The sequence below is a fragment of the Streptomyces sp. NRRL S-378 genome (assembly GCF_000720645.1).
Taxonomy (GTDB): Bacteria; Actinomycetota; Actinomycetes; order Streptomycetales; family Streptomycetaceae; genus Streptomyces.
Genome location: NZ_JOBX01000002.1, coordinates 20,609 through 32,478, shown reverse-complemented (window position 1 = coordinate 32,478; position 11,870 = coordinate 20,609). Strand labels below are relative to the sequence as shown.

12 protein-coding genes are annotated in these 11,870 nt (G+C 72.7%); 4 read left to right on the top strand and 8 right to left on the bottom strand.

Annotated features, from left to right (window positions below):
- Positions 1 to 225: 225 nt before the first annotated feature.
- Entirely contained in the window at positions 226 to 414 is a 189-nt protein-coding gene (locus IH80_RS0102015; protein ID WP_030957131.1) for a hypothetical protein, read from the bottom strand.
- 293 nt (positions 415 to 707) lie between these two features.
- On the opposite strand from IH80_RS0102015, the gene IH80_RS0102010 reads away from it, so the two are divergent.
- A complete protein-coding gene (locus tag IH80_RS0102010) occupies positions 708 to 1,172 on the top strand; it encodes a hypothetical protein (protein ID WP_158943241.1) in 465 nt (154 codons plus the stop codon).
- A gap of 159 nt (positions 1,173 to 1,331) precedes the next feature.
- Here the strand turns inward: IH80_RS0102010 and IH80_RS0102005 are convergent, their stop codons facing one another.
- The 7 genes from IH80_RS0102005 to IH80_RS0101975 all read right to left on the bottom strand — a co-directional run bounded on the left by IH80_RS0102005 (position 1,332) and on the right by IH80_RS0101975 (position 8,718).
- On the bottom strand, positions 1,332 to 3,551 hold the full coding sequence (locus IH80_RS0102005) for an NADP-dependent isocitrate dehydrogenase (protein WP_030957128.1): 2,220 nt from the start codon (positions 3,549 to 3,551) through the stop codon (positions 1,332 to 1,334).
- 222 nt (positions 3,552 to 3,773) lie between these two features.
- A complete protein-coding gene (locus IH80_RS0102000; RefSeq protein ID WP_030957127.1) occupies positions 3,774 to 4,127 on the bottom strand; it encodes a DUF805 domain-containing protein in 354 nt (117 codons plus the stop codon).
- 337 nt (positions 4,128 to 4,464) lie between these two features.
- Positions 4,465 to 5,298, bottom strand: a complete 834-nt coding sequence (locus IH80_RS0101995) for a chitosanase (protein ID WP_030957125.1) — start codon at positions 5,296 to 5,298, stop codon at positions 4,465 to 4,467.
- 285 nt (positions 5,299 to 5,583) lie between these two features.
- Positions 5,584 to 6,183: a hypothetical protein gene (locus IH80_RS43485; RefSeq protein ID WP_030957123.1), complete on the bottom strand. Its 600-nt coding sequence runs from the start codon at positions 6,181 to 6,183 to the stop codon at positions 5,584 to 5,586.
- Position 6,184: 1 nt separating this feature from the next.
- Positions 6,185 to 7,267 (bottom strand): magnesium/cobalt transporter CorA, encoded by a 1,083-nt coding sequence (gene corA / locus IH80_RS0101985; RefSeq protein WP_037878621.1) that lies wholly within the window; start codon positions 7,265 to 7,267, stop codon positions 6,185 to 6,187.
- 113 nt (positions 7,268 to 7,380) lie between these two features.
- Positions 7,381 to 7,773: a TOBE domain-containing protein gene (locus tag IH80_RS0101980; RefSeq protein ID WP_030957121.1), complete on the bottom strand. Its 393-nt coding sequence runs from the start codon at positions 7,771 to 7,773 to the stop codon at positions 7,381 to 7,383.
- 36 nt (positions 7,774 to 7,809) lie between these two features.
- The gene (locus IH80_RS0101975; RefSeq protein WP_030957119.1) at positions 7,810 to 8,718 is read right to left on the bottom strand and encodes a LysR family transcriptional regulator ArgP; all 909 of its coding nucleotides are present in this window, start codon (positions 8,716 to 8,718) and stop codon (positions 7,810 to 7,812) included.
- Positions 8,719 to 8,787: 69 nt separating this feature from the next.
- Here IH80_RS0101975 and IH80_RS0101970 point away from each other — a divergent pair, with 69 nt between their 5' ends.
- From IH80_RS0101970 to IH80_RS0101960, 3 genes are all read left to right on the top strand, one after another.
- Positions 8,788 to 9,411, top strand: a complete 624-nt coding sequence (locus IH80_RS0101970) for a LysE/ArgO family amino acid transporter (RefSeq protein WP_030957118.1) — start codon at positions 8,788 to 8,790, stop codon at positions 9,409 to 9,411.
- A gap of 190 nt (positions 9,412 to 9,601) precedes the next feature.
- On the top strand, positions 9,602 to 10,618 hold the full coding sequence (locus IH80_RS47070) for an NUDIX hydrolase (protein WP_324609380.1): 1,017 nt from the start codon (positions 9,602 to 9,604) through the stop codon (positions 10,616 to 10,618).
- A gap of 42 nt (positions 10,619 to 10,660) precedes the next feature.
- Entirely contained in the window at positions 10,661 to 11,854 is a 1,194-nt protein-coding gene (locus IH80_RS0101960; protein WP_030957114.1) for an MFS transporter, read from the top strand.
- The last annotated feature ends 16 nt before the right edge of the window (positions 11,855 to 11,870 follow it).

The following is an 11,870-nucleotide window of genomic DNA, read 5'->3' as shown; positions in this document are numbered from 1 at the left end:
CTGGCCCCTCCCGCGATGGCGCCCCGGTGGGGGCTGGACAGCAGTAGAGCCCATTACCGGCTCCCGGACAACCGTTCCCAGGGGCGGGGCCCTGGCACGTACGTCACACGCACGACGGGAACTACGCAGACCGTGCGGTCAGTCGGAGCCGGGCCCCCGGGGCGCCTCCGCCGCCACCGGCCCGCGGGTGGCGGAGCCCGGCGGAGCCCCGCGTTCCACGCGTCGTCAGATCTTGCACGCGAACACGCGGATCCGGTGGCCCAGTGCCCCGCCGAAGGCGGCGGTGAAGTACGGGTGGAACGGCGGCCAGTCGTCGAACCGGAAGCCGAGGTGGGCGAGGGCGCGGACGTCGTCGGTCCAGTCCCAGTGCGCGAGCGGGGCGCGGCGGGCGCAGGCCGGGCAGTCTCCAGCCACCTCCTGGCGCGCTCGCCCAGTGCGGCCGCCTCCCCCTCGGTGGCCTCCAGGTCCACGACGGTCTGCCGGTAGGTCCCCGCGGCGCTCCCCTCCCCCTTCGTAGGGTGGGGCGACCCTACCGCCACGTGTCGCGCGGAACGGCCCTGACCTGGGCGGGAACGGACGCCCTGATCGGAATGCGACATTCCCCTAGCGATACGGCGTAAGTGGCGCATAATCGACGTCACACGGCCGAAAGATCCCGGTGGGCGCGGCCGTACTTGGTCACGCATGCGATGGGGGGCATCGTGCCGATGGGGGAATCAGGGTCGACCGGAAGGCTCCCGGCGACGTCCGCCGAGATGTCCCGGCTGCTCACCGCCGTCCGACGGGGGCGAGTGCTCACCGTCGCGGGCGGTTTCCGCGAGCCGCGGAGCCTGCTGGTGCGGGAGATCGCGCGGCGGCTCGCGTCCAATTTCTACGACGGGGTGGCCGTCGTGGACCTCGACCCGCTCGAGGGGGGCTACGGCGTCCGCGAACTGACGGCCGAGCTGGGCTCCGTACCGGGCGTGCCCGCACCACCTTGCGGGACGACGACGTACACCGCGTCGTGGCTGGCCGAGCGGGACATGCTGCTCGTCCTGGACGGAACCGAGCAGCTCGGCCAGGACGCCGTGGCCTGGCTGCGCAGACTGCTGGCCGTGGCCCCGGGCCTGCGGATCCTGGCCGCCGGACGGTCCCCGCTGGCTTTCGAGCAGGAGCGCATCCACCGCCTCTGACCCCGCGGCCGCCGCCCTCAGGCCGCGCACGGTGGGCCCGTACCGGCACAGCAGCCGGATGACCTCCCGGACCCGCCCTCCCCCGCGCGGGGCGGGCGCGGAGACGGGTCCGCCCCGGCCGGGCACGGGGCCGGCCGGGGCGGAACGCGTCGACGGGGGTCAGCCGAGCAGGCCGAGCGCCTCGTTCAGGGTCGCGGACGGGCGCATGATCGCCGCGGCCTTGGCCGGGTCGGGCCGGTAGTAGCCGCCGATCTCGGCCGGGGAGCCCTGCACCGCGATGAGCTCGGCCACGATGGCCTCCTCGCGCTCGGCGAGGGTCTTGGCGAGCGGCTCGAAGGCCGCGGCCAGCTTCGGGTCGTCGATCTGGCGCGACAGCTCCTGCGCCCAGTACAGGGCGAGGTAGAAGTGGCTGCCGCGGTTGTCGATGCCGCCCAGCTTGCGGCTCGGCGACTTGTCCTCGTTGAGGAAGGTGCCGGTCGCGCGGTCCAGGGTGTCGGCCAGCACCTGGGCGCGGGCGTTGCCGGTGGTGGCAGCGAGGTGCTCGAAGCTGGCCGCCAGCGCGAAGAACTCGCCCAGGCTGTCCCAGCGCAGGTAGTTCTCCTTGACCAGCTGCTGCACGTGCTTGGGGGCGGAGCCGCCGGCGCCCGTCTCGAAGAGGCCGCCGCCGTTCATGAGCGGGACGACCGACAGCATCTTGGCGCTGGTGCCCAGCTCCAGGATCGGGAAGAGGTCGGTCAGGTAGTCGCGCAGCACGTTGCCGGTCACCGAGATGGTGTCCTCGCCGCGGCGGATGCGCTCCAGGGAGAACTTCGTGGCCTCGACCGGGGAGAGGATCTCGATGGTGAGGCCCTCGGTGTCGTGGTCGGCCAGGTAGGTCTTGACCTTGGCGATCAGCTGCGCGTCGTGGGCGCGGGTCTCGTCGAGCCAGAAGACGGCCGGGGCGCCGGTGGCGCGGGCGCGGGTGACGGCGAGCTTGACCCAGTCCTGGATGGGCAGGTCCTTGGTCTGGCAGGCGCGGAAGATGTCGCCGGCGGCGACCTCCTGCTCCAGGACCGTGTTGCCCGCGGCGTCGACGACGCGGACGGTGCCCGCGGCGGCGATCTCGAAGGTCTTGTCGTGGCTGCCGTACTCCTCGGCCTTCTGCGCCATGAGGCCGACGTTCGGGACGGAGCCCATGGTGGCGGGGTCGAACGCGCCGTGGGCGCGGCAGTCGTCGACGACGGCCTGGTAGACCCCGGCGTAGCTGCTGTCCGGGAGGACGGCGAGGGTGTCGGCCTCGTTGCCGTCGGGGCCCCACATGTGGCCCGAGGTGCGGATCATGGCCGGCATGGAGGCGTCGACGATCACGTCGGACGGCACGTGGAGGTTGGTGATGCCCTTGTCGGAGTCGACCATGGCGAGGGCCGGGCCCTCGGCGATCTCGGCGTCGATGGACGCCTTGATCGCGTCGCCGTCGGGCAGGGAGCCCAGGCCGTTCAGGATGGCGCCGAGGCCGTCGTTGGGCGACAGGCCGGCGGCGGCGAGGGTCTCGCCGTAGCGGGCGAAGGTCTTCGGAAGGAAGGCGCGGACCACGTGGCCGAAGACGATCGGGTCGGAGACCTTCATCATCGTGGCCTTGAGGTGCACGGAGAACAGGACGCCCTCGGCCTTGGCACGCTCGATCTGGTCGTTGAGGAAGGTGCGCAGCGCGTCGACGTGCATGACGGACGCGTCGACGACCTCGCCGGCGAGGACCGGTACGGACTCGCGCAGCACGGTGACGGCGCCGTCGGCGGCGACGTGCTCGATGCGCAGGGTGCCGGCCTCGGCGATGACGGCGGACTTCTCGGTGGAGCGGAAGTCGTTCTCGCCCATGGTGGCGACGTTCGTCTTCGACTCGGGGGTCCAGGCGCCCATGCGGTGCGGGTGGGTCTTGGCGTAGTTCTTGACCGAGGCGGGGGCGCGGCGGTCGGAGTTGCCCTCGCGCAGGACCGGGTTGACGGCGCTGCCCTTGACCTTGTCGTAGCGGGCGCGGATGTCGCGCTCCTCGTCGGTCTTCGGGTCGTCCGGGTAGTCCGGGAGGGCGTAGCCCTGGGCCTGGAGCTCGGCGACCGCGGCCTTCAGCTGCGGGATCGAAGCCGAGATGTTCGGAAGCTTGATGATGTTGGCTTCCGGGGTCTTCGCCAGCTCGCCGAGCTCGGCGAGGGCGTCGGCGATCCGCTGGCCCTCCTCGAGGTACTCGGGGAACACGGCGATGATCCGACCGGCCAGGGAGATGTCACGGGTCTCGACATTCACACCGGCCGTCGACGCGTACGCCTGGATCACAGGCAGGAAGGAATACGTCGCGAGGGCCGGGGCCTCGTCAGTGTGCGTGTAGATGATGGTCGAGTCAGTCACCGGATGCTCCGCTCCACAGTCTGCGTCTCTCGTCTGCAACATTGCTCGACATCAAGATATCTCGTGATCGGGCCGGTCAGCACAGCCCCCGGCCGCCAGTCCGCGAGACGCACGTCACGCGGGCTCCGGCGGGCCCCGGAAAAGGCGAGAGCGCCGCCCCCGGCTGTTCCCGGCCGGGGCGGCGCTCAGGTGTACGGGCCCCGATCAGGCCCGTACGTCGCATCAGGCAGCGAGGACCTTCGGGTCCGGGCCGTACTGGTTCGGCTGCGGCTGACCGGCGGTGGCGGTCAGGACGAGCAGCCAGATGCCGCCGACGAGGGGGACGAGCACGATGAAGTACCAGGCGCCGGACTTGCCGAGGTCGTGCAGACGGCGGACGGTGAGGGCCAGGGTCGGCACGAGGGTGCCGAGGAGGTACAGGCCGACGATGATCGAGTTGGCGCCGATGACGGCGTCCAGGATCGCGAGGACGATCACGACGGCCACCTGGAAGAGGGTGAACATCCAGTACTCCTGGCGGCGCGCGCGGCCGGAGAACACGGCGTACTTCTTCAGGACGTCGGTGTAGTGGTTCATGAGGGTCCCCCCAGAGGACGGTTGGTTCGGCCCGTCCTGCTGGAGCAAGCCGGGGCAGAACTTATGCCCCCCTTACGTCGCGGTCAAGCCAGTTGTCGTGACGCCAAATCGGCCAGACCGCAGGATTTCCGGCGTCGAACATGCGACTGCCGGGCACAGGAGTTGCGTCGTGTCCGGGGAAGTCCGAAACGTCCCCGCCGGGGCCCTACTTGACACCCCGAGAGCCGCCCCGATCGTTACCCACATCGTTACCGCTCCGCGACACCGTGGCCCGGGTCGCCGGGAACGGGGCCCTCCCCCTCCCCCCTCCCCCCGGCGGCCCGGGCCGCGGCGGCCGTCAGCCGATGTGGAAGGAGTCGCCGTAGACCTTCCAGTCGAGCGGCGTGTTCAGGTTCAGGTTGCCCTTCCTGAGGAAGACGCGCTGCGCGGTGTCGACCCGGCTGGTGTCGCTGTGCGCCTCCTCCTGCTTCATCGCCCAGACCCGGGCGTCGAGAAAGGCGTTCAGGTACGCGGTCTCGTTGCCGCCCTGGGACGGGGGCTTGGCCTTGGACAGCGCACGCCCCCGGATGCTGCGGAAGCTGGTGGGGTCGGTGCCGTCGCCGTGCATGACGATGGCGTCGTAGTAGATGAACTGACCGAGCACACCCAGCCCGTCCGACTTGCCCTGCTTCACGGACGGGTTGAAGTAGACCCGGTCGCGCTCGTGGTCCTGGGCCCTGCGGAACTCCGCGTCCTGCGCGGCCTTCGCCCAGTCCCTGGTGAAGTTCGGGTCGAGTCCGGCGTGCGAGTCGCTGCCGTCGACGTCGCGCAGGGCGGGCAGGTACTTGGCGAGGACGTTCCCAGGCTTGACCTGCGTGTAGTACTCGACGAGGTCGAGCATGTCACCGGTGCCGGAACAGAAGCCGATGATGCCGGCGGTGTAGCCGCGGCCGTCGCCTATGTCCTCGATGTACTTGTACTGCGCCTTCCAGTCCAGCGAGGAGTTCTCCGCGCTGGAGACGATCTTCATGGCGATCTCCTTCTTCGCCGGATCGTCGAGCCCGGTGGCCGCCGCCACCGTCGCCGCAGCCGTCACCGGCGCCACGGGGGCGGTGTCCGGGGCGGCGGTCGCGTGGGCGGCGACGGGGACGGCGAGGAGTGCGCAGCCGAGCAGGGCTCCGGCCGCCGACATCGCGCGGTGAGGGGTGAACACAAGGCCTCCATGGGGGTAGTTGAGGCGTCCCGGTTTCGTTAGGAAACTTTACTACCAGAGCTGAGGACACCTCAAGACCCGTACCCGTGCCGGGAATTCCTCCGTCCGGTCAGCTCCGTCCGGCGACGGAGCCGTCAACTGCCGCTTGGGGGAAGGCCATTCGGGGCGCGTGATGCCGCAGACCGCGGTGTCGCGGATCCAGCCGTCGCGCCTGACCATGCAGTGGCGCAGCACCCCCTCCGTCCTGCGCCTGTTGACCGGCCGTCACGGGCGCGGGCCCTCTCCGGTACCGATCCGCTCCTCGATCAGCCTGCGTACCCCGGGGCCGCCGACGATGATCCGCGAGGTCGCCGGAGGAACTCCGGTCCGTGTGACGGTGACGGGGCCCCGGACCTGCTGCGGGGCGTCCTCCCCGCCGGAGGCGTACTCGATCACCATGGCGTTCTCTCCGCACAGGAGGGACGCCCACGTCCGCGGGCCTCCGGAGACGGAGGCAGTGGTGTAGGGGCCCGCCGGAAGGCGGCTGCTCCCTTCTCCCCCGCCGGGACGCTTCGCCACCAGGTGGACCGGAACCGCTCCGGCGTCCGCCCCCGGGGTGGCCACGATTCCGCAGGAGTCGCCCTGGACGTAGGCGACCAGGCGACCGTGCCCGTAGCGGAGTTCGGCCAGGACGGAGGACGGACCCTCGACGCCGGCCGGGAGGCCGGCGACGACGTGGACCGCTTCCAGACGGTCGAGCGGGGTGAAGCGGGCGCCACCGGCGACGGGTTCGCTTCCCGCTGCGGCCCCGCCGCTCTCGCATCCCATGAGCGACAGGGCGGCGACGGCGGCCCCGAGGGCCGCGGCCCGTAAGCCCCGGGCCATGTCAGAGCCACCCGTTGCGGCGGAAGCCGCGGTGGATGACGAAGCACGCGAGCGCCATGACGCCGAGGACGAGCGGGTAGCCGTACGTCCAGTGCAGTTCCGGCATGTGGTCGAAGTTCATGCCGTAGACGCCGCAGACCATGGTGGGGACGGCCACGATCGCCGCCCATGCCGTGATCTTGCGCATGTCCTCGTTCTGGGCGACGGTCACCTGCGCGAGGTGGGCCTGGAGGATGGAGTCCAGGAGGTTGTCGTAGGCGCCGATCTGGTCGGTGGCCCGGGTCACGTGGTCGGCCACGTCCCGGAAGTACGCGCGGATCTCCGGCGGGATGACCGGTATCGGCTGCGTGGCCAGCTGCTCGAGCGGGCGGCTCAGCGGGGCAACCGCCCTGCGCAGTTCCAGGAGTTCGCGCTTGAGCTGGTAGATCCGGCCGGCGTCGCCGCGCCCGCCGTTCTCGCTGAACACCGCGGTCTCCACGGCGTCGATGTCGTTCTGCACGGCGTCCGTGACGGCCATGTAGTCGTCGACCACGTGGTCGGCGATGGCGTGCAGGACCGCCGCGGGCCCCTTGAGCAGCTGGTCCGGGACGGTCTCCAGCTCCTCGCGCACCGGGCCGAGGGTGCCGCGGCCGCCGTGCCGGATGGTGATGACGAAGTCCTGGCCGGTGAAGGCCATCAGCTCGCCGGTCTCCACTACCTCGCTGGTCGCGGTCAGCTCCTCGTGCTCCACATAGCGCACGGTCTTGAAGACGGAGAACAACGTGTCGCCGTAGCGTTCCACCTTGGGCCGCTGGTGCGCGTGCACGGCGTCCTCGACGGCGAGGGGGTGCAGGCCGAACAGCTCGGCGAGCCCGGCGAGTTCCGACTGCTCGGGCTCGTGCAGGCCGATCCAGACGAAGCCGTCGCCCGTCTTGCGGACCCGGCGCAGCGCCTCCTCGACCTCCGAGCAGTCGTCCTGCCGTACCCCGTCCCGGTAGACGAGGCAGTTGACCACCGCGCTGCCGAGCGGGGAGCGGGCGGGGTGGCTGAGGTCGACGGCCCGCCGGTAGCCGCGGCGCACGGCCCGGCGCAGGTTGCTGAACATGGACAACGGCGTACTCCCCTTCGGCGGATCAGCGGCCAGTCTGCCATCGTCTCCGGGCGGCCCCCGGCCGGGCTCACCACCCGGGCGGCGCCCGCCGTCGCCGCGGGCGTGACTCAGACCCGGTCGATGAACACGCTGGTCGACTTCACGCGGGCCGTGGCCCGCGCGCCCACCTCCAGGCCGAGTTCCTCGACCGCCTCCCGCGTCAGCAGCGACACGATGCGGTGCGGACCGGCCTGGATCTCCACCTGCGCGTCGACCGTGCCGAGCTTCACCCCGGTGACGATGCCCGGGAAGGCGTTGCGCGCCGAGGTGTACGCGACTTCCTCGCCCTCGGCGCCCTCCTGTGCGGCCTCGACGCAGAACGCGGCCAGGTCCGGCCCGTCCACCATCCTGCGCGTGCCCTCGCGGTGGGTGGGGAAACGTTCGGCGTCCGCCCAGCGCCGGGCCGTGTCGACGCTCACGCCGAGCAGCCGGGCCGCCTGGCCGATCGTGTAGGACTCCATGGTCCGCAAGCCTATGCCCACGCCCCGGCCCGGCGATCACGCCGCAGGGCTGCGCAGCGCCTCCGCGGCCGCCGCCGCGACCACGTCCGCAACCGTCGACAGGGCGGGCGAGTCCAGCTTCCACTGCTGCCAGTACAGCGGTACGTCCAGCGGCCGCCGGGGCACCAGCAGTACCAGCTCGCCCGTGCGCACGAGCGGGACCGCCTGCTGCTCGGGCACCAGCCCCCAGCCCAGACCGGCTACGACCGCGTCCCGGAAGCCCTCCGACGTCGGCACGTGGTGGCGTACCGGGCCCGCCCCGGCCGACGCGTCCCCGGTCAGCGAGCGCACGAAGGCGTCCTGGAGGTCGTCCTTGCGGTCGAAGACGATCGTCGGCGCCTTCCGCAGGTCCCGCTCCGGCGTGCCCGTCAGGTACCGGGCGGCGAAGGCGGGGCTGGCCGTCGGCAGGTACCGCGCCAGTCCCAGCATCCGTACGCTGCACCCGGCGACCGAGTCCGGGGAGGAGGTCACCGCGGCCATCACCTGGCCCTCGCGCAGCAGGGCCGTCGTGTGCGACTCGTCCTCGCGGCGCAGCTCGATGCAGACCGGCAGATCCTGCGGGAGCCTCGTCAGCACCGGCAGGAACCAGGTCGCGAGGGAGTCCGCGTTGACCGCGATCGGCAACCGTACCGGCCCCCTGTCGTCGGCCATGCCGAGCTCGGCTCGCGCGTCCCGCTCCAGCCGGGCCAGCTGCCGGGCGAAGCGGACCACGACCTCCCCGGATTCCGTGGCCCGCACCGGTTTCGTCCGCACCAGCAGGACCCGCCCGGTGCGTTGTTCGAGGGCCTTGACCCGCTGGCTGACCGCGGAGGGGGTCACGTGCAGGGCGGCGGCCGCCGCGTCGAAGGTGCCCTCGTCCACCACGGCGAGCAGCGTGCGCACCTGGTCCAGGGGAAGCTCGTCCATCACGAGCGCTAATGGTACGTAAAAACCTTTAGCTGTACTGAAAGGCGCAGGCTGCCTACGGTCGGAGCCATGACACACGGCATCATCACCGCGGCCCTGGCGGGCTTCGGCACCGGGCTCTCCCTCATCGTCGCCATCGGCGCGCAGAACGCCTTCGTCCTCCGTCAGGGCGTGCGCCGGCACGCGGTCCTCGCCGTGGTCGCCATCTGCGCCGTCTCCGACGCGCTGCTCATCGCCCTCGGCGTCGCCGGGGTCGGTGCCTTCGTGACCGCCTGGCCCGCCGCGCTGACCGTGGTGGGCCTGGCCGGGGGCGCGTTCCTCGTCTGCTACGGGGTGCTGGCCGCGCGCCGGGTGCTGCGGCCCACTCCCGGAGCCGCCCTCACCACGGACGGAGCGTCCCCGGGGTCCGCCCGCCGGGCCGTGCTGACCAGCCTGGCCATGACCTGGCTGAACCCGCACGTCTACCTGGACACGGTGCTGCTCGTCGGCTCCCTCGCCGCCGACCGCGGCGACCTGCGCTGGGCCTTCGGCATCGGGGCCGGCCTGGCCAGCCTGACCTGGTTCACGAGCCTGGGCTACGGGGCCCGGCTGCTGAGCGGCCTCCTCGCCCGTCCCGCGGCCTGGCGCGTCATGGACGGCCTCGTCTCGGCGACGATGATCACGATGGGGGGCCTCCTCCTGGCCCGCGCCTAGCCCCTCCCGGGGGCAGCAGACAACGACGCCGGGCCGCAGGCCGGGGTCGGAAGGCCGGGTCGGAAGGCCGGGTCGGAAGGCCGGGTCGGAAGGGTGTCAGGCTTGGCGGGGGAAGCGCATGTCGGCGGTGGGAGCCGGCAGGCGAAAGGGGCATAGTGCTTGCTGACCACCCGAGTACCAGGAGCCCGCCGTGCCCGACCGCCCCTCCCCCGACACGGCCCGGCCGGCGCCGCTCGTGGCCGCCACCGGGATCGTCCTCGACACCTGCGGGCGGGTCCTCGTACTGGTCCCCGCGGACGGAGCGGACCCGCAGCTGCCGTGCGGCGCGGTCGGGGAGACCGAGACGCCGGAGCAGGGGCTGGCGCGCGAGCTGCGGGAGGAACTGGCACTGGGCGTGCCGGTCGGCCGGCTGCTGGCGGTGGACTCGCGGCCGCCCGGACCGCACGGCCGCTCCCTGATCGTGCACGTCCACCTCGTCGGACCGCTCTCGCCCCAGGAAGCCGCAGCGGTCTCCCGTCCCGACGGCGTGACCGCCGCGGCGCGCTGGCTGGAGCCGGAGGAGGCCTGCGCGGTCCTGCCCGCCCGGGTCGCATCCCGGCTGCGGGCCGCACTGGCCGCCCTGCACAGCGGCTCCTTCGCCCACCTGGCCGACGGCGTGCCCCAGCCGGGCTCACCGGCCGGCCTGGATCCGGCACGACGCGCGGCCCTGGAGCACGCGGGCGGACTCGACGCCGCCAGCCATCGGGCCAGCCGGCCGAAGGCCCTGACCGCGGCGAGCGTGCTGTTCACCGCCGCCGACGGCCGGATCCTGCTGGTGCAGCCCGCTTACGGCCGCACCGACCGCTGGAACCTCCCGGGCGGCGGCATCGACAGCGACCTCGGCGAGATCCCGCGCGCCGCCGCCCGGCGGGAGGTCCGTGAGGAGCTCGGCCTCGACCTGGCCCCGGGCCGTCTGCTCGCCGTGAACTGGTCGCACAAGCCGGGCCGTCCGGCCCGGATCCGTTTCCTCTACGACGGCGGCGTCCTCGACGGCCCGGCACTGGCCCGCATCCGGCTGGACCCGACCGAGCTCCTGCAGTGGCGCACCGTCCCGCGCGAGGAGCTCCGCACCCTGGTCAAAGGTGCCCTGCGGCGCCAGATCACCGCCTGCCTCGCAGCCCGGGCCCGCGGCACCGGCCCGCTGGAGCTCCACGAGGGCCGCCCCTGACCCGCCCTGCGGAGCCGCGGAGCCCGGGTTACCGTCGGCGGCATGGACGGTGATCGCCGCCTCGGGTGGCGCCAGTGCTTGCTCGCCGGGGCGGTGTTCGCCGTGTGCATGGCCGGCACCACGCTGCCGACCCCGCTCTACCCCCTGTACCAGGAGAAGTTCGGGTTCTCCGAGCTGGTGGTGACCGTGGTGTACGCCGTGTACGCCTTCGGGGTCATCGGCGTGCTCCTGCTGGCGGGCAACGCCTCGGACGCCGTCGGCCGGCGGCCGGTGCTGCTGATGGGCCTGGGGTTCTCCGCGGCCAGCGCAATCTGCTTCCTGTGCGCCACCGCGCTGGGCTGGCTCTACGCGGGACGGCTGCTGTCGGGGCTGTCCGCCGGGCTGTTCACCGGAGCCGCGACGGTCTACGTCATGGAGCTGGCGCCCGTCGGCGGGGCCTCGCGGGCCACGTTCGTGGCGACGGCCGCCAACATGGGCGGGCTGGGCTGCGGCCCCCTGCTCGCCGGCGTGCTCGCGCAGTACGCCCCCTGGCCGCTGTACCTGCCGTTCGTGGTGCACCTGTTCCTGGTGGGCGTCTCGGCCGCCGTCCTGCTGGGCCTGGACGAGACCGTGCGCGAGCGGCGGGCGCTGAGCACGGTGCGGCCGCAGCGGCCGGGCGTACCCCCGCAGGTGCGGTCGGTGTTCGGGCCGGCGGCGATCGCCGCGTTCGTCGGCTTCGCGCTCTTCGGCGTGTTCACCTCGGTCAGCCCGGCCTTCCTCGCACAGTCCCTCGACGTGCACGACCACGCCGTCAGCGGGCTGGTCGTCGCGCTGGCGTTCTTCGCCTCGACCGCCGGGCAGCTGGCGGTCGGCCGGGTCGGGGTGCGGCGGTCGCTGCCGCTGGGCTGCGCGGGGCTGCTCGCCGGGCTGGCGCTGCTCGCGGGCGCCCTGGTGTGGGACCTGCTGGCGCTGGTGGTGGCGAGCGCGCTGGTCGGCGGGGTCGGGCAGGGGCTGGCGTTCCGCGGGGCCCTGTCGGCGGTGGCCGCGGCCTCACCGCCGGACCGGCGCGCGGCGGTGATCTCGACCCTGTTCGTCGTCGCCTACGCGGGCATCTCCGTACCGGTGATCGGCGTGGGGCTGCTCGTGGACCCGATCGGTCTGGAGGGCGCCGGGCTGGCGTTCATCGCGTGCATGGCCGCCCTGGTCGGTGCCGCCGCCGTGTACCTGCTGCGCCGGCCGGTACCCGCCGACGCCTGACGGCCGGTGCGGGCGG